Annotated in this window: 15 protein-coding genes; 9 read left to right on the top strand and 6 right to left on the bottom strand. The window is 73.4% G+C overall.

The window, feature by feature from the left end:
- The first annotated feature begins 2 nt into the window (after positions 1 to 2).
- The 5 genes from FRAQA3DRAFT_RS21805 to FRAQA3DRAFT_RS21785 all read left to right on the top strand — a co-directional run bounded on the left by FRAQA3DRAFT_RS21805 (position 3) and on the right by FRAQA3DRAFT_RS21785 (position 6,095).
- Complete coding sequence (locus tag FRAQA3DRAFT_RS21805) at positions 3 to 734, top strand: ABC transporter ATP-binding protein (RefSeq protein ID WP_009741220.1); 732 nt, start codon at positions 3 to 5, stop codon at positions 732 to 734.
- A gap of 38 nt (positions 735 to 772) precedes the next feature.
- On the top strand, positions 773 to 1,873 hold the full coding sequence (locus tag FRAQA3DRAFT_RS21800; RefSeq protein WP_009741219.1) for an ABC transporter substrate-binding protein: 1,101 nt from the start codon (positions 773 to 775) through the stop codon (positions 1,871 to 1,873).
- A gap of 69 nt (positions 1,874 to 1,942) precedes the next feature.
- On the top strand, positions 1,943 to 2,980 hold the full coding sequence (locus tag FRAQA3DRAFT_RS21795; protein WP_009741218.1) for an LLM class flavin-dependent oxidoreductase: 1,038 nt from the start codon (positions 1,943 to 1,945) through the stop codon (positions 2,978 to 2,980).
- Positions 2,981 to 3,036: 56 nt separating this feature from the next.
- Positions 3,037 to 4,782, top strand: coding sequence for a rhodanese-like domain-containing protein (locus tag FRAQA3DRAFT_RS21790; RefSeq protein WP_009741217.1), 1,746 nt, complete (start codon positions 3,037 to 3,039; stop codon positions 4,780 to 4,782).
- Positions 4,779 to 6,095, top strand: a complete 1,317-nt coding sequence (locus tag FRAQA3DRAFT_RS21785; RefSeq protein ID WP_009741216.1) for an NtaA/DmoA family FMN-dependent monooxygenase — start codon at positions 4,779 to 4,781, stop codon at positions 6,093 to 6,095. The genes FRAQA3DRAFT_RS21790 and FRAQA3DRAFT_RS21785 overlap by 4 nt, the downstream gene beginning before the upstream one ends.
- On the opposite strand, the gene FRAQA3DRAFT_RS21780 is transcribed toward FRAQA3DRAFT_RS21785, so the two are convergent.
- The gene (locus FRAQA3DRAFT_RS21780) at positions 6,092 to 7,480 is read right to left on the bottom strand and encodes an acyl-CoA dehydrogenase family protein (protein ID WP_009741215.1); all 1,389 of its coding nucleotides are present in this window, start codon (positions 7,478 to 7,480) and stop codon (positions 6,092 to 6,094) included. The genes FRAQA3DRAFT_RS21785 and FRAQA3DRAFT_RS21780 overlap by 4 nt on opposite strands.
- Positions 7,481 to 7,619: 139 nt before the next feature.
- Between FRAQA3DRAFT_RS21780 and FRAQA3DRAFT_RS21775 the strand changes: the two genes are divergently transcribed.
- The gene (locus FRAQA3DRAFT_RS21775) at positions 7,620 to 8,069 is read left to right on the top strand and encodes an Rrf2 family transcriptional regulator (protein ID WP_009741214.1); all 450 of its coding nucleotides are present in this window, start codon (positions 7,620 to 7,622) and stop codon (positions 8,067 to 8,069) included.
- 72 nt (positions 8,070 to 8,141) lie between these two features.
- On the opposite strand, the gene FRAQA3DRAFT_RS21770 is transcribed toward FRAQA3DRAFT_RS21775, so the two are convergent.
- The 3 genes from FRAQA3DRAFT_RS21770 to FRAQA3DRAFT_RS21760 form a co-directional block, all read right to left on the bottom strand.
- Entirely contained in the window at positions 8,142 to 8,942 is an 801-nt protein-coding gene (locus tag FRAQA3DRAFT_RS21770; protein ID WP_009741213.1) for a DUF1684 domain-containing protein, read from the bottom strand.
- A gap of 69 nt (positions 8,943 to 9,011) precedes the next feature.
- Positions 9,012 to 9,824, bottom strand: a complete 813-nt coding sequence (locus tag FRAQA3DRAFT_RS21765) for an Fpg/Nei family DNA glycosylase (protein WP_009741212.1) — start codon at positions 9,822 to 9,824, stop codon at positions 9,012 to 9,014.
- 136 nt (positions 9,825 to 9,960) lie between these two features.
- Positions 9,961 to 11,073 carry a questin oxidase family protein gene (locus FRAQA3DRAFT_RS21760; RefSeq protein ID WP_035921299.1) on the bottom strand — a complete coding sequence of 371 codons (1,113 nt, stop codon included), beginning with the start codon at positions 11,071 to 11,073 and terminating at the stop codon, positions 9,961 to 9,963.
- Positions 11,074 to 11,165: 92 nt separating this feature from the next.
- Between FRAQA3DRAFT_RS21760 and FRAQA3DRAFT_RS21755 the strand changes: the two genes are divergently transcribed.
- The gene (locus FRAQA3DRAFT_RS21755; protein ID WP_009741210.1) at positions 11,166 to 11,675 is read left to right on the top strand and encodes a MarR family winged helix-turn-helix transcriptional regulator; all 510 of its coding nucleotides are present in this window, start codon (positions 11,166 to 11,168) and stop codon (positions 11,673 to 11,675) included.
- A 358-nt stretch (positions 11,676 to 12,033) separates the two neighbouring features.
- Here the strand turns inward: FRAQA3DRAFT_RS21755 and FRAQA3DRAFT_RS21750 are convergent, their stop codons facing one another.
- Complete coding sequence (locus FRAQA3DRAFT_RS21750; RefSeq protein WP_009741209.1) at positions 12,034 to 12,669, bottom strand: NAD(P)-dependent oxidoreductase; 636 nt, start codon at positions 12,667 to 12,669, stop codon at positions 12,034 to 12,036.
- A 100-nt stretch (positions 12,670 to 12,769) separates the two neighbouring features.
- On the opposite strand from FRAQA3DRAFT_RS21750, the gene FRAQA3DRAFT_RS21745 reads away from it, so the two are divergent.
- Positions 12,770 to 13,171, top strand: coding sequence for a helix-turn-helix domain-containing protein (locus FRAQA3DRAFT_RS21745; protein WP_009741208.1), 402 nt, complete (start codon positions 12,770 to 12,772; stop codon positions 13,169 to 13,171).
- Between the two features lie 20 nt (positions 13,172 to 13,191).
- On the opposite strand, the gene FRAQA3DRAFT_RS21740 is transcribed toward FRAQA3DRAFT_RS21745, so the two are convergent.
- Positions 13,192 to 14,163: an alpha/beta hydrolase gene (locus FRAQA3DRAFT_RS21740; protein ID WP_009741207.1), complete on the bottom strand. Its 972-nt coding sequence runs from the start codon at positions 14,161 to 14,163 to the stop codon at positions 13,192 to 13,194.
- A gap of 247 nt (positions 14,164 to 14,410) precedes the next feature.
- On the opposite strand from FRAQA3DRAFT_RS21740, the gene FRAQA3DRAFT_RS21735 reads away from it, so the two are divergent.
- Positions 14,411 to 15,517: a helix-turn-helix domain-containing protein gene (locus FRAQA3DRAFT_RS21735; protein ID WP_009741206.1), complete on the top strand. Its 1,107-nt coding sequence runs from the start codon at positions 14,411 to 14,413 to the stop codon at positions 15,515 to 15,517.
- Positions 15,518 to 15,590 lie beyond the last annotated feature (73 nt).

Genomic DNA, 15,590 nt, shown 5'->3' with positions numbered 1-15,590 from the left:
CCATGACGACCCCCCCGCCGGCGCAGCCGGCCGTCATCATGCGCGACGTCGTGAAGGCGTTCGCGGCCCGGCGGATTCTCGACGACTTCGCCCTCACGATCGCCAGGGGCGAGTTCGTCGCGCTGCTCGGCCGGTCCGGCAGCGGCAAGACGACCCTGCTACGGATCCTCGCCGAGCTCGACACGGTCGACGAGGGAACGGTCCTGGCGCCGCGCAACCGCTCGGTCGTCTTCCAGGAGCCCCGGCTGATCCCGTCGGAGCGGGTCTGGCGCAACGTGCTGCTCGGGCTTTCCCGCCGGGAGTCGACCCTCGCCAGGGCGCAGGAGGCCCTCGCCGAGGTGAACCTCGCCGACCACGCCCGAGCCTGGCCGCACACGCTCTCGGGCGGCGAGGCGCAGCGGGTCGCGTTGGCGCGCGCCCTGGTGCACCGTCCGGACCTGCTCCTGCTCGACGAGCCGTTCGCCGCGCTCGACGCGCTGACCCGCCTGCGCACGCAGGCGCTGGTGCACGAGCTGTGGCACCGGCACCGACCAGCCGTCCTGCTGGTCACCCACGACGTCGACGAGGCGCTGCGGCTGGCCGACCGCGTCGTCGTCCTCACCGACGGAAAGGTCGGTCTGGACCTGCGCGTCGACCTTCCTCGACCGCGCGAGGGCGCCGGGTCGCGATTCGACGACCTGCGTACGCAGCTACTCGCCGAGCTGGGCGTCGCCCGCCCATCATCCCCGGCCTGAGCCCACCGGCTCGGCCACAACACCTCGGGAACGCATCCATGAAGAACAGAAGAATCGGTCGGCTTCGCCTGGCCGCCCCGCTGCTCGCGCTGGCCGTCGTCGCCGCCGCCTGCGGATCGGACGGCGACGACAGCGGCAGCGGCGCGGCAGCGCCCGACGACCTCAGCGGCGTGACCCTGACCTTCGCGACCCAGTCGCCCTACGTGAAGGCGGCGTTCGAGAAGTCCGGGGTGCTCCAGGGCGCCCCGTACAAGGTCCAGTTCGCGCAGTTCAACGCCGCGACGGTCACGACCGCGCTGACGACCGGGAAGGTCGACATCGGTCAGCTCAGCGACTTCGCCCTCATCCTGGCCCAGGCGAACGCCCAGCCCGCGTGGCCGGCGAACGACCCGCCGATCCAGGGGGTCCTGGCGACCCAGCCGGCCGACGACACCAACTACCCGCCGATCGTGACCCTGCGTGGCAGGAACTCAGGGGTCGAGCGCCTCGCCGACATCCGGGGCAAGAAGTTCGCCTACTCCCCGGGCGCCACCTCCGAGCTGCAGTACCTGCTGACCCTGAAGCAGGCCGGGCTCACCCCCGCCGACGTCAAGCCGGTCCAGCTCGACTCGACGGTGGGCGCCACCGCGCTGGCCCAGGGTGACGTCGACGTGTGGGCCGGGTCGCCGGCCCGCGCCGGCGCCGCGCTCGACGCGGGCGCACAGGTCCTGACCACCACCAAGCAGACCGGCGCCCTCGGGCTGGGCGTGCTCGTCGCGTCGCGGGGCGCCCTGAAGGACCAGCGGAAGAACGCGGCGATCAAGGACTTCGTGGGCCGGTCCGTGGGCTACGAGCTGTGGAACATCACCCAACCGGACCAGTCCGCGCAGGTCTGGGTCGACGCGGCGAAGCTCACCCCGGCCAAGGCCAAGGCCACCGCCATCGCCAACCGGCAGGTCCCGCACGTCCTCGACGACGCGCTGCTCGACCGGATCCAGCACAACACCGCCGACGTCGCCTACTCCGGCGGGTTGATCAAGCGGGCGGTCGCCGTCCGCGACCACTACTACACCGGCTTCAACGACATCGTCGCGCAGAAGATCAAGGAACTCGACGTCGCGACGAAGGTCGACGCGGCCGTCGCGGCCGCCCGTCCCTGACGGCCCGCCACCGCCGCTGGAACCCAACCCCGGGTGCTCCCTCGCCCCGGATGACGAACGAAGAGGGCAATGACCGACACGAGCGCCTTCAGGCTGGGCTTCTTCACCCGCGCGGCGATCCGCACCGACGCGCGCCAGGCCTACGCCGACGCCCACGAACTGTTCGTCGCCGCCGACGAGCTGGGCTTCGACTCGGGCTGGGTCGCGCAGCACCACCTGCCGACGTCGACCCATCCACTGGGTGGCCTGCCTTCGCCGTGGACGTTCCTCGCGAACGTGGCGGCCTCGACCCGGCACATCCGGCTCGGGACGGCGGTCAACGTGCTGCCGCTGGAGGACCCGGTGCGACTGGCCGAGGACGTCGCCGTCGTGGACCTCCTGTCCGGCGGGCGGGTCGAGCTCGGCCTGGGCAGCGGCTCGGACCAGCGGGCCTACCGGGCCTTCGGGCGGGACTTCAGCCGCAAGCGGGAGATCCACACGCAGCATCGCGAGATCCTGCGCCGGGCGCTGGGCGGCCGGCCCCTGACCGAGGACGGCGCGGTGCTGACGCCGTGCGCGCCCGAGGTGGCCGAGGGCCGGATCTGGCAGGGGGCGCACAGCGGCGACACCGCCGAGCAGGTGGGCCGAGAGGGCCTGAACCTCCTGCTCGACCAGACCGCCATCGGCTTCCCGGACCGGCCCGGCACGGTGCACCGGGCCTGGGCCGACCGGTACCGCGACGTGCTGCCCGCGGGCCTCGGGCGGCGGGTCGCCGTGTGTCGGGCGGTCTTCCCCGCGGCGGACCGGGACACCGCGCTGAGGCACCTGTCGGACGGGCTGTTCCCGGCCTTCGCCAACCTGAAGGCCTCCGGCGCGTTCCCGGACCTCGGCGAGGACACGCTCGACAACGTCCTGTCGACCCTGCACATCTTCTGCGGGCATCCGGAGGAGGTGATCGAGCGGCTGGCGGTGGAGCCGGTGCTGCCGGTCGCGACGGATCTGCTGGTGCAGTTCGAACCCGGCCGGCCGTCGCTGGACGCCGCTTTGGAGGCGCTGCGGCTGATCGCGACGCAGGTGGCGCCCGCGCTGGGCTGGCGGCCCCGCCGCCCCGCCGCCGTGAGCCGTTGACAGGCCCGGCGGCAGGCCCGGCGACAGGCCCGGCGGCAGGCCCGGCGACAGGCCCGGTGGCAGGCCCGGCGGTCGGGGTCGTCGCCCCGCGCGAGCTCCATGCCCGGCTCCGCGCCGGCCGTGACCTTGTGGTGGTGGACGTGGGTACCCGCGACGAGTTCGCCGCGGGTCACCTCTCGGTCGCCACGCACGTTCCCGTCGACCACCTCGAACCCCGGCTGCCCCTGCTGGCGCCCCGACCGACGGTGCCCCTGGTGGTCGTGGGAGCGCGCGAGGAGACGGTCGCCCGCGCCGTGCCCCGGGTGGCCGCCCTGGGATACACCGACGTCAGCGTGCTGGACGGCGGCCTCGCCGGCTGGCGGGCGGCGGGCGGCGAGCTGTTCACCGGCTTCAACACGGTCAGCCGGGCCCTGGGCGAGGTCGCGCTGCGCCGGCTCGGCACGCCGGGCGTCTGCGCGGCCGAGCTTCGGGCGGCCCTCGACGCGGGGGAGGACGTCGTCGTGCTCGACACCCGCACCGCCGAGGAGTTCGCGTACACGGCCATCCCGACCGCCGTCAACGCGCCGGGGGTCGAGCTGGCGCGCCGGGCGTACGCGGCGGTCCGCTCACCGCGCACGCGCGTCGTCGTGACCTGCGCCGGCCGGACCCGCGGGATCGTCGGCGCGCAGACCCTGATCGACGCCGGGTTCCCCAACCCGGTCGCCGTCCTGGACGGCGGCCTGTCCGCGTGGAGCCTCGCCGGCTACCCGCCGGCGACCGGGGCGACGGCCCGGCTGGCCCCGCCCGAGCCGGCGCAGGAGGCGCGGGCCGGCGCGGCAGCGCGCGCGCTCGCCGTCCGCGCCGGCGTGGCGGAGATCTCCGCCGCCGAGCTCGGCGGGTTCGTCGCGGCGGCGGCTGACACGACCCTGTACCTGTTCGACGTCCGCACGCGGGAGGAGTTCGTCGGCGGACATCTGCCGGGCAGCCGATGGGCGCCGGGCGGCCAGCTCCTCCAGGCGACGGACGAGTACCTGGCCAGCCGTGGCGCCCGGGTGGTCCTCGTCGACGACGGCTGCGGCACGCGGGGATTCACGACCGGGGTATGGCTGGCGAGGATGGGACTGTCCAAGGTCGCGGTGTACCTCCTCCGCCCCGGCCTTCCCGGCGTTCCCGGCTTTCCCGGCGTTCCCGGCGTTCCCGGCGTTCCCGGCGTTCCCGGCGTTCCCGGCGTTCCCGGCGTTCCCGGATCCGGCGTCCTCGTGCGCGGTCCCGAGACCGTCCCGCTGCCCGAGGTCCCGACGGTGAGCGTCCCGGCGCTGCGGGATCTGCTCGTCGACGGCGCCGCGGTCGTCGTCGACGTGGAGCCGCCCTCGGCGGCCGGGTGGCTGGTCGCGCGGCCCTACATCCCGGGATCGCTGGTGACGACGCGCTCGGCGCTGGCGGCGCGGCCTGCCCTCGCCCCGGTGGACGGGGCACTCGTCGTGGTCACCTCCGGCGACGGCACGCTGGCCCGCTGGGCCACCGCCGATCTGCGCGCCGCGGGCTGGGGGAGGGCCGCGGCGCTCGACGGCGGCACCCGGGCGTGGCGCGAGGCGGGGCAGCCGACCGCCACCGACTCGGCCCAGCAGTCCCTCGATCCGCGACAGGCGCTCGCGCTCCCGCCCACCCGCCAGCAGCGTGCCCGCCTGCACGACGACTACGTCGCCTGGTGCGCCGCCCTGGAGGAGCAGCTCCACCGCGACGGCATCGTGTCGTTCCCCGTCGGGCCCCTGGCGCAGGCCGACGCCGGGGCCCGCAAACCCGGAAAGGAGGTGGCGCGATGACCGACGCACCGCGCCAGCTTCACCTCAACCTCGTGCTGCTCGCGGACGGGGCGCACGTCGCCGGCTGGCGGCACAACAGAAGCCCCGACTCGTTCACCGACATCGACCACTTCGTCGAACTGGCGCGGATCGCCGAGCGCGGCACGTTCGACGCGCTGTTCCGCGGGGACAACCACGGCGCCATCCACAGCGAGCACGGCCGGCGCAACTGGCACGCGCTCGAACCGGTCTCGCTGCTCGCCGCGATCAGCCAGCGCACCGAGCGCATCGGGCTGATCGGCACCCGCTCGGCGATCTTCGGTACGCCGTTCGAGGTCGCCCGCCAGTTCGCCTCCCTCGACCACATCACCGCCGGCCGGGCGGGCTGGAACATCGTCACCAGTTGGGCGCCCGAGACCGCCACGGCCTTCGGGGTGGGCGCGGAACCCCCGCAGGAGGAGCGCTACCGCTGGGCGGGCGAGTTCGTCGAGGCGGTCCTGCGCCTGTGGGAGAGCCTCGACCCGGACGCTGTGGTCGCCGACGTGTCGACCGGCCGGTTCCTGGACGAGACGAAGGTCCACGAAGTCGACGTCCGCGGCCGGTACTTCTCCGTGCGAGCCACCCTGGGCTCGCCCCGCACGCCCCAGGGCAGGCCCGTGCTCTTTCAGGCCGGAGCCTCCCCGCGGCACCGGCAGTACGCCGCGCGCTGGGCGGACGGGCTGTTCACGGTCCAGCGCACGCTCGCCGGCGCGCGCGGCTTCTACGCCGACGTGAAGGCTCTCGCCGCCGGCCACGGCCGCCGTCCCGAGGACGTGCTGGTGCTGCCCGGGCTCGAGGTGACCGTGGGCTCGACCGAACAGGAGGCCCGCGCCCGCCGGAACGGGCTCAACGAGCTGTACGGCATGGAGCACCTGGTGGAGAAGATCGCCGAGCGGCTGTTCGTCCCGCCGGACCTGCTGAAGCTGGACGCCCCGCTGCCGTACGAGCAGGTCGAGGCGTTCACCCCGCCGTCGCGGGCCAGGCCGTTTCGCGACCAGGTCCTCGCGCACGCCCGCGAGCGGAACCTGACGGTGCGGGAGCTGATCGCGGACAACCCCGGCGGTCACCTCTCGATCGTGGGCAGCCCGGAGCAGATTGCGGATCATCTCCAGACGTGGTTCGTCGAGCGGGGCGCCGACGGCTTCAACATCTTCGTCGACACCGCGCCCGAGGGCCTGGAACTGTTCGTCGACCACGTCGTGCCGATCCTGCGCCGGCGCGGGATCTTCCGCCACGAGTATCCGGGGCGGACCCTGCGCGACATCCTCGGTGTCGGCGGGCCGGGCCCGGCCTAGAAGAAGGCGCCCGGGGGCGGCAGCGTGCCGTTGAGTTCGTGGTCGCCGATCAGGCGCAGTTTGTAGGAACGGGGATTGTGCGAGGCGAGGGTGCGGATGTTGCGCCAGTGCCGGTCGAGCTGCAGCCCGCGGCGCACGCTGGAGGCGCTGCCGGCGTCGAACACCAGCGACGCGGTGTCCGTGCCGATCCGGTCGACGACCGTCTTCGCCTTCGCCGCCGCGAACATTGCCCGTGCCCGGGTGTCGTCCTCGTGGCCGTGACCGTGACCGTGACCGTGACCGTGGTCGTGGTCGTGACCGTGGTCGTGGTCGTGACCGTGGCCGAGCGCCGCGTGCGCGGCCGCGAGCTCGACGGCGGCGGCGGCCACGATCGAGGTCGCGGCGAAGCTGTTCGCCGCGATCTCCCCGACCGTCTCCTGCACCGTCGGCTCGTGCCGGGGTTCCTCGGCCAGGCCGTGGCGGAAGTTGCGGGAGCGCCGCGAGACGAGCTCGAGGACGTCGAGCCGGACGTTCTCGACGATCCCCGCGACGATGGTCGTCAGGTAGAGCTGGGAGAAGGTCGGGCTCAGCGCCCGTCCCGGGTCGGTCGCGTCGCCGAACGGGAGGAGCTCGGTCTCGTGGACGCGGACATCGTGGAACTCCGTGGTGCCCGAACCGGTGAAACGCTGGCCCAGGCCATCCCAGTCGTCGAGGTGCACGACACCCTCGCGGCGGGCGGGAACGATCGCGCTGACCAGGGTGTCGTCCTCGGCCGCGGCGATCACCACGATCCGGTCCGCGTACATGTTGCCCGTGCTGTAGTACTTGCTTCCCGTCAGCAGGTAGCCGTCGCCGGCCCGGACCAGCTTCGTCGAGGTGCCGATGACGCCCGCCCGGGGGGTGGACAACTCGCTTGCCGCCGACCCGAACAGCTCACCGGCGACGACCCGGTCGAGCCAGCCGTCGCGCGCCCCGCCGGGCGGCTGGCGCAGCAGCGACTCCACGAACCCGAAATGGTTGCGCAGTGACTGGGCCAGGTTGGGGTCGGCCGTGCCGAGCCTGCGCACGACGTCGAAGAAGGCGGCCAGACCGAGCCCCCGTCCACCGGAGGCGACCGGCACCCGCAGCGTGCCGACTCCCCACCGGCGCAGCCGGTCCATCTCCGCGAAGGGCGGCCGGTCATGGGCCTCCCTCGCGGCGGCCCCGGCGGCGATCTCGGCCAGCAGGTCGTCGAGACCCGCAAGCGGCGCACTCTCGGACGGCGCACTCTCGGACGGCGCACTCTCGGACGGCGCACTCTCGGACGGCGCACTCTCGATCGGCGCACCCGCCGTCGGCGCACCCGCGATTGCCGATGTCTCGATCGTCGCTGCCGTCGCTGCCGTCGCTGCCGGACCAGGACTCATCGCCTGCCTCCCGTCTCTCTGGTGCAAATCCTACTATGCCGGTCAGGTTTAGCGATTATCGCCGGTGACATGTTGATCTCCTAGAATGTCGGCGACGGGCCACAGGTGCGTCGCATGACCCCGACCCGATGCAGGCGGCATGAAGATTTCGGCACGAACCGATTACGCACTGCGAGCCGTCATCGAGCTCGCGGCCGCCCACCCGCAACGCCGCTCGGCGCCGGAGATCGCCGAGCAGCAGCAGATCCCCCGCCAGTTCCTCGACAGCGTCCTCGGCGACCTGCGTCGAGCCGGCCTGGTGGCGAGCCAGCGCGGAGTGGGGGGCGGGTTCTGGCTGTGCCGACCCGGGGACGAAATCACCCTGGCCGACGTCATCCAGGCCGCGGACGGGCCGGTGACCACCGTGCGTGGCGAGCTCCCGCAGGATCTTGCCTACGAGGGGACGGCAGTGCCGTTGCAGAAAGTCTGGATCGCCATGCGCGCCGGCCTCACGAGGCTCCTGGAATCGGTGACGGTCGCGGACGTGGCGCGGGACCGGCTTCCCGCCGAGGTGCTCGACACCGCCGCGAGCCGGTCGGCCTGGCGGTAGCGTGCCGGGAGCCGAGGTCGGCGCACATGCCCCCCGGCCGGCCGGACGCCGTGCCGGCGCTGCCCGCGCCCGCTAGCCGCCGAGATATGCCAGGATGTCGGACACGTCGGGTTGTGGATGGCTCTCGCCCGCGGTCACGTGGACCTTCAGGACGTTTCCCGGCGGCGGCGCGGGAGCCGGAATGCGGTCGTTGAACGCGGCCAGCGGCAGCACGGCGCGATTGAAGTCGAGCACCGTCGTGTTGTCGTCGTCGGGCGCGGGAATGCGCAGAAACCGGAAAGGGAAACGGCTCCGCCGCGACAGGTCGACGAAGACGGCGTGCAGCTCGCCCTGCAGCAGCGGGCTCACCGCGAGCCACGTCGTGCTGCCGTGCAGGCTGAACTCGACCCGGCCGACCAGGGTGAGCGTTATCGTGCCGGACTTGGTGCTGGGGACCTCGACCGGGACGCTGTCCCCGTCGGGCCACGGCCGGAAGACGGCGGGAACAACCCAGTCCGGATGCGGCTCGAAGACCTCCATCGCACCGTGCGAGACCCGGATCTCGCCCTCCTCGACCTGGCTCAGGCCCTGGCCGTACATGCCCTCCTGGCCCAGCAGCGTCTTCTGCTGGTCGGTGAGACCGGCGTAGGAACCCAGGCCCCGCAGCGGGGTGTCGAGAACCACCCGGCGCAGGGCCCCCGGCGCGGGCCGGGTCGCGGCGGCGGCCCCGCTCAGCTCGTCGAGCGGGTTGGCCCAGGAAAGACCGGCCACATCGGACGAGGTGGCCGAACGGTACGCCCGGCCGCGACACAGGCTGGAAAGCGGGCCGAACGGGGCGGTAAGCGCCTCCACCCGCCGGGCGTGCCAGCGTTCCCACTCTTCGGTGAATCCCATGACCGGTCTCGCCCTCGTCGCATCGGTACAGCTCAGCCTATGTGAGCCGGCCGTCTCGTACCGGCCCCGTCACCGCGGTGGCTGGCAGCCGGGGCACCAGAACAGGTTGCGGCCGGCCAGGCGGGTGGTCAGCACCGTGGTGGCGCAGATCAGGCAGGGCTGGTCGGTGCGGCGGTAGACGTAGACCTCGCCGCCGTGGTCGTCGATGCGTGGCGGGCGGCCCATCGCCTCGGGGGTGTGCTCCGGGCGCACGGTGTCGATCCGGCCCGTCCGCACCCCGTCGGCCATCAGCGTGACCAGGTCGGCCCAGATGGTCGCCCACTGCCGCCGGGTCAGGTCACGTCCTGGCACCAGCGGGTCGATGCCGGCCCGGAACAGCACCTCGGCCCGGTAGATGTTGCCCGGACCGGCCACCACCGTCTGGTCGAGCAGGAGGACGGCGATCGGGGTGCGGCTGCGTTCGATCCGTCGCCAGGCCAGGTCCGGGTCGGCGTCGGCGCGCAGTGGATCGGGGCCGAGCCGGTCGCGCAGCGTCTTGACCCCGCCGGGTTCCAGCAGCTCGCAGGCGTTGGGGCCGCGCAGGTCGGCGTATCCGGTGTCCGCTGTGAGCCGTAGTCGGACGGCGCCGGTCGGCGCGGGGGCCGGGAGGGGGCCGAAGGTGTAGGTGCCGTAGATGCCGAGGTGCACGTGCAGGACCTGGTCGTGGGCGAACCGCAGGAGCAGATGCTTGCCGTAGGCCTCGGCGTCGGTGAGCAGCCGCCCGTCCAGCCGGCGCGACCCGTCGGCGAAACGGCCCTGGGGGCTGGCCACGGCCACCGGCCGGCCGGCGAACATCCGCTGGTGAACCGCGGCCAACCTGTGCACAGTGTGACCTTCGGGCATAGTCGGGCGAGCATACTGCCGCGGCTCGGCGCTCGGGCCGCACCGGGCAGCACCGGGCAGGACGCCACGGAGGGCCCGCCCGCAATCCCTCGTGCCGCGGTGACCCCCACCCGGCGGCGGGGCTCGTCCCCCCGCGTCAGGGGGCAGGCCGTGGTGATTGGGCTGGGATGCGGTCGGGGATGGCCTGGGCGGCGGCGAGGTAGCGGGGATCGGGGCGCAGCGCGTGTTCGCGCAGGCAGGCCTCGGTGAACTTGAGGACGTGTTCGTCGCCGTGCTCGACGGCTCGGGAGATCAGTTCGTCGACGCTGCGGACGTTCGTGTCGGCCGCGCTGGCGCGGGCGGTCTGCTCGTCCCGGTTGGTGCCGGTGAAAACCAGCAGCATCGCCGCGTGGATCTGCCACATGGCGGCGACGGACGGTGCGTGCAGCTCGGTGGGCAGATAGGGCAGGACCAGGCGGATGGCGGCGGGCGCGGTGACAGCGTGGATCAGTGGTATCGGCGAGTAGTCGGTGTGGACGAGGCACAGGCCCGCGAACTGGGCGGTCATGTCGCTGAGCAGCGACTGCGCCTGGTCGGCGCGCAGCGCGGCGAGGGCGTCGTGGTAGGCGGGCTGCTCGTGGAGCCGGCTGAGGCGATCGTGCAACAGGGCTGTCGGCTCCGCGGTCGGCTCGAAGGGCGTCCGGGGGAGGGCGGCGACGGCGGTGGCCACGTCGTGCCGGCCCTCGAGCCGGGGGGTGCCGGGCAGCGAGGTGAACCGGGCGGCCCAGTAGGCGAGCCCGCGGGCCAGCTCGGTCAGCTGCTGGGGGCTGGGCGCGCCACCGGCGGCGGCGACGCTGCGCACGGCGTGCGCGGTGCGGATCGTGCCGTGCGTCAGCCGGGACATCAGGCCGGGCAGCAGCCGGGGCCACCACCGGACCAGCACGTCGCGCCAGGGCGCTTCCGCCAGCTCGCGGCGGAACAGGTGCTCCCAGTCCCCGACCCGGTCGATGGCGCCGAGCGCCGGGCGCCAGGCGGACTCGTCCGTCGGGTCCAGGTCGAACCCGCGGGAGGGCCGGTCATGGTTCGGCATGGCGGCGCGGTAGCCCGCCACCCACGCGGGGATCGCGTCGCCGTGGCCGAGCACGGCCAGGGCCTCGGCTCCCATCGGGCCGTGGTTGGCGAGGTCGGCCTGGCCGGCCCGCTCGTAGCCGAGATCGTCGAGGCGGTCGAGGGCGTCCGTCACCGCGTCGCCGTAGCTGATCGAGGTCATTCGACTCACGTTCTCTCGCATCGGTCTGTAGGCGAAGCCGTACATGTGGATATCCGAACACTTTGCATATCTCAACTGTCTAGGATCGTAGCGTGCAACGTGACCCGATGGCGGACGACGACTCCGGGAGCCCAGGCACGTCGGTGCCGGGGCGGCCGACGGCGCAGGAGCTCGACGTGCTCAAACACGTACCGTTACTGGCTGCCTACTTCCAGCGGGCCCGCACGGAGATGCCACCGGAGCTACGAGGGATCTTCGACGCGCACGGGCTGACCGCCCGGCACGGCGCCGTACTCACCCAGCTACTGACCGGGAAGCCAGCCAGCGTCACCGAGCTGGCCGCCCGCCTGGGCGTGTCGCTGTCGACCGCGAGCCAGCTCGTCGGCAACCTCAGCGACGCCGGCGTGGTCGAACGTCGGGAGGACCCGAGCAACCGGCGCCGCACGCTGGTGTCGCTGCGGGAGCAGCACCGGCCGGCGGTCGAGTCGTTCGTCGCCACCCGCTCGGCGCCGTTGCTGCGCGCCATGGCCGGCCTGTCCGCCCGCGATCGGGCGGGATTCGTCGCGGGCCTTGCCGCGTGGATCGGAGAGGTTCAGCCGTAACCGACGACCGCGCACACGTTCGCGAACGCCGTGTCGAGTGTGCGCGGGTCGACCGGGATCCAGCCGCCGACGCACCCGCCCGCCGTCGAACCACGACGGCGACGGCATCGGCCTGTGGAACACCGATAGTTCTGATTGGCGCTACGTGGGCGGCAACTGGTATGAGCCTCAAGAAGGCAGGCTTGTGGGCTGGTGGTATCCGGGTAACCGCGAGGATGTAGCGGTCACCCTTAGTTCTGATTGGCGCTACGTGGGCGGCAACTGGTATGAGCCTCAAGAAGGCAGGCTTGTGCGCTGGTGGTATCCGGGTAACCGCGAGGATGCAGCGGTCACCATCTCGTGCATGGATCAGCGCATATCAGCCCGCCTCGACACCCAGGTGCGCCCGGTGATGTCTGGGGGTGTCGATCTCGTCGAGCAGCGAGATCGCGAAGTCGGCATAGGAGACGCGGCTGGCCGCCTCGGCCGCGGCCGTCCGGTACCGGCCGGTGCGCGCGCCGTCGTGGTCGAAGTCGCCGGCCGGGCTGACGACCAGCCAGTCAAGCCCGGTGGCCGCGGCACGCAGCACTGCCACCCCGGTCGCATGTCCCAGGTAGAACGAGCGGTACTCCTGCGGGTAGCCGGGCGTGTCCATCAGCGGCACTCCGGACGCTGTCGTCAGCACCGACGCCAGGCCGACCACGATGAGCCGGCCTACGCCTGCCCTGGTCAGCCCGTCGAGCAGGGCGCTGGCGGCGCCGGTGAAGAAGGCGTCAGGCTGCGCGCCGGCATCGTAGACGGCGCTGATCGCGGCATGATGCCGCGCCGCAACGCGGGCAACATCGTCCGCATCGAGGACGTCACCGGCCACCAGGTGCACGCCGTCGGTTGCCAGGTCGCCGTGCTTGGCTGGATCACGCACGACTGCGGTGACCTGATGACCGCGCCGGCGCGCCTCCCTGACGGCCGATCGCCCGGCCCTGCCACCCGCGCCGAAGACCGCAATCTTGCTCATCCGAACACCTCGCCTCCGGGCCGGGCCCTATCGCCGGCCGTCGCCCGGGACGGTATCCGGGCACGTGGTTACCGATCGGATACCAGCTACCGTTGGGACCGTGAGCGCGCCACTGGATCCGGACATGTTCGACCCGCTCTGCCCGTCCGACCTCATGCCGATCCGCATCGGCGACAAATGGGCGGGCATGATCATCCGCTGCCTGGAGCGCGGGCCACGGCGGTTCTCGGAGCTTCGAATTCCCCTGCGCGGCATCACCGCGAAGGCGCTCACCACATCGCTGCGGGCACTCGAACGGGACGGTCTGATTATTCGCCCGGCCTACGCCGAGCCGGTACGGCGCGTCGAGTACGAACTGAGCCAGCTCGGCCGCAGCCTGCTCCAACCGATGGCCGTGATGTGCACCTGGGCACAGGAGCACTGGGACGAACTCCTCGATGCACGCGAAGCGTCCTCCCCGCTTGGCCGTACCGAGCAAGCCGGCCAAGCACGGGGTCAGTGAAGCCGCGCGGAAAAGCCGCGTCAGCGGCTCGGGGGGAGGCGGGGCTCGAGGCCGAGGCGGCGGACGACTGCGCGATCCTCGTCGGCGATCATCTGCCGGGTGATCTGGGCGCCGTGGATGAGCCGGGAGCCGTGGAAGGTGCCCGGGTAGAGGTGCAGCTCGGTGGGCACCCCGGCCTGGACGAGCCGTTGCGCGTAGGCGAGGCCCTCGTCGCGCAGCGGGTCGAACTCGCAGACCGAGACGAACGCGGGCGGCAGGCCCGACAGGTCCTGCGCGCGGGCCGGCGCCGCGTAGGCCGGCACGTGCGCGTCGGGCCCGCCGGCGCGGTCGCCGAGGTAGTAGCGCCAGGTGAGCGCGACCTTCCCGCTGTCCCACATCGGGGTGTCCGTGAACGTGCGCACGGAGACGGTGCCCAGGCGGTCGTCGAGTTTGGGGACACTGAGTAGCTGGAAGCAGAGGGCCGGGCCCCCGCGGTCGCGGCTGAGCAGGGTCAGGGCGGCGGCGAGGCACGCACCCGCGCTGCCGCCGGCGACGGCGATGCGCGCCGGATCCACGCCCAGGCTCGGCCGGGCCTCGCGGGCCAGCCAGATGAGCGCGGCGTAGGCGTCGTCGACCGCGGCCGGGTAGGGGTGCTCGGGCGCGAGCCGGTAGTCGACGCTGACCACCACACAACCCAGCTCCGCGAACCGGAGCGCCTCGGGGTGCGCCATGTCGAGATCGCCGAGGATGAAACCGCCGCCGTGCAGGAAGAGCACCGCCGGACAGTCGGCCGGCGCCGCGACGGGACGGTAGATCCGCACCCGGACGTCCGGTGCGCCCGCCGGTCCCGGGATCGCCCGGTCGCTGATCGAGACCGTACCGCCGGAATCGGGCTGCGGGGCGGCCGCGGTGAGCTCCCGCACGCGGGCGCGGGCCTGCGCGACGTCGGCGATCGGCACGTCGACCAGAAGCGCGACCCAGGGCGCGATTTCCGGGTCGATGGCGTAGCGCACCGAAGATCCTCTCATCAGTGAGCTTGCACCCGGGGCGGCTGGGCGGTCCGGCCATCGTCGATCGCGGGACCGCGTCGTGTCCACCGGGGGGCGAAGTGCCTCTGGGCGGGGCAACCGGCGGGCGGGGCAACCGGCGGGCGGGGCAACCGGCGGGCGGGGCAACCGGCGGGCGGGGCAACCGGTGCGGTCGGCCGCCCCGCGCGCCTCGCCGGTACCGCGGGCCTGTCCACGGTCGTACTCTCCTGGCATGGAGGGGCTGATCCTGCGGTTGGCGGACCTGGATGAGGGTGCGCTGGGCGCGGTGCGGATCATCGCCTTCTTCGACGGCTTCATCGAGCACCGGGCCAGCCTGGAGGCCGTGCTGTCGGCGACCGCCCAGTTCGCGGAGTGCGAGGTGGGCCTCTCCGGCGGCTCGGCGCCGCCGCTGGCGGTCCCACCCGGCGGGGGAGTCCCGTTCGCCGGCGACCCGCCCGAGGGCGCGGTCCGGGCGCCGGTCGGCGACGACCGGTGGGTGTGGCTGGCGCGGCCGGGTCCGCCGCTCCCGCAGGACCGGATGCTCCTGGACCGGCTGGGGCACGCGGTCCGGGCGCTGTCCCCCCGGCCGCGGCTCGACCATCCTGGGACCGGCGACCCGGCCCTGCTGGAACTGGTGCTCGGCGCGGGCGCGGACGACGCCGGCCGGGCGCGCGCCCTGCGGCTGCTCGGCATCGAACCGGCCTGCCCGGTCACGGTCTACGCCGTCCGCTCGCCCGATCCCGCGGCCGGCGCCGAGTTCCTGGCCGACCTGCATCCGTGGGTGCGTTCCGTGCGGATCGGCGACGTGCGCGCGGTGGTCGGGCGGGAGGCGCCGGCCGGCGAACCGACGGTGGCGGTCGGTGTGCGGGTGGGCCGGTCCGCGCCGGTGCCGGCCTCGGCGGCGCAGCGGGCGTGGCGCGGCGCCCGCACGGCGCTGCGGTTCACCGGGTCGGGGCTGCCGGCCGGGCTGGCCACGCTCGCCGGGGGGTCGGCGCTGGTCACCGAGGAGAGCCTCGGCGTCTGGCGGGACATCGCCGAGCAGGTGCCCCCCGAACGGCTCGCCGCCTCGCCCGACGTCGCGGCGCTGCGTCGGCTCGACGCTGAGGCGCAGGGCCCGCAGACGCTGGCCATGCTCGTCGCCGTGGGCGCCACCGCCTCGCTGCGGCAGGCCGCGGCCGTGCTGTACGTGCACCACAGCACGCTGATCGCGCGCCTGACCAAGGCCGAGCGCGTCCTGGGCTTCCCCATCGACACCCCGCAGGGCCGGACCCGGCTGACCGCCGCGCTGATCGTCCGACGCCTCTGCGTGGACCTCGACGACCTGACTCTGACGACCTGACCCGACCTGGCCCTCTGACGACCTGGCCCTGACGACCGGGCCCTGACGACCGGGCCCTGACGGCCGGGCCCTG

Source organism: Frankia sp. QA3 (assembly GCF_000262465.1).
In the GTDB taxonomy this organism is placed as follows: Bacteria; Actinomycetota; Actinomycetes; order Frankiales; family Frankiaceae; genus Frankia.
Note: the sequence above shows the minus strand (reverse complement) of the source record. Positions and strands in the feature narration are given on the sequence as shown.

What these genes read in the sequence shown, in the direction of transcription:
- FRAQA3DRAFT_RS21805 (WP_009741220.1), top strand. Translation starts at nt 3, where the DNA reads ATGACGACCCCCCCGCCGGCGCAGCCGGCCGTCATCATGCGCGACGTC.
- FRAQA3DRAFT_RS21800 (WP_009741219.1), top strand. Translation starts at nt 773, where the DNA reads ATGAAGAACAGAAGAATCGGTCGGCTTCGCCTGGCCGCCCCGCTGCTC.
- FRAQA3DRAFT_RS21795 (WP_009741218.1), top strand. Translation starts at nt 1,943, where the DNA reads ATGACCGACACGAGCGCCTTCAGGCTGGGCTTCTTCACCCGCGCGGCG.
- FRAQA3DRAFT_RS21785 (WP_009741216.1), top strand. Translation starts at nt 4,779, where the DNA reads ATGACCGACGCACCGCGCCAGCTTCACCTCAACCTCGTGCTGCTCGCG.
- FRAQA3DRAFT_RS21780 (WP_009741215.1), bottom strand. Translation starts at nt 7,480, where the DNA reads ATGAGTCCTGGTCCGGCAGCGACGGCAGCGACGGCAGCGACGATCGAG.
- FRAQA3DRAFT_RS21775 (WP_009741214.1), top strand. Translation starts at nt 7,620, where the DNA reads ATGAAGATTTCGGCACGAACCGATTACGCACTGCGAGCCGTCATCGAG.
- FRAQA3DRAFT_RS21770 (WP_009741213.1), bottom strand. Translation starts at nt 8,942, where the DNA reads ATGGGATTCACCGAAGAGTGGGAACGCTGGCACGCCCGGCGGGTGGAG.
- FRAQA3DRAFT_RS21765 (WP_009741212.1), bottom strand. Translation starts at nt 9,824, where the DNA reads ATGCCCGAAGGTCACACTGTGCACAGGTTGGCCGCGGTTCACCAGCGG.
- FRAQA3DRAFT_RS21760 (WP_035921299.1), bottom strand. Translation starts at nt 11,073, where the DNA reads ATGACCTCGATCAGCTACGGCGACGCGGTGACGGACGCCCTCGACCGC.
- FRAQA3DRAFT_RS21750 (WP_009741209.1), bottom strand. Translation starts at nt 12,669, where the DNA reads ATGAGCAAGATTGCGGTCTTCGGCGCGGGTGGCAGGGCCGGGCGATCG.
- FRAQA3DRAFT_RS21735 (WP_009741206.1), top strand. Translation starts at nt 14,411, where the DNA reads ATGGAGGGGCTGATCCTGCGGTTGGCGGACCTGGATGAGGGTGCGCTG.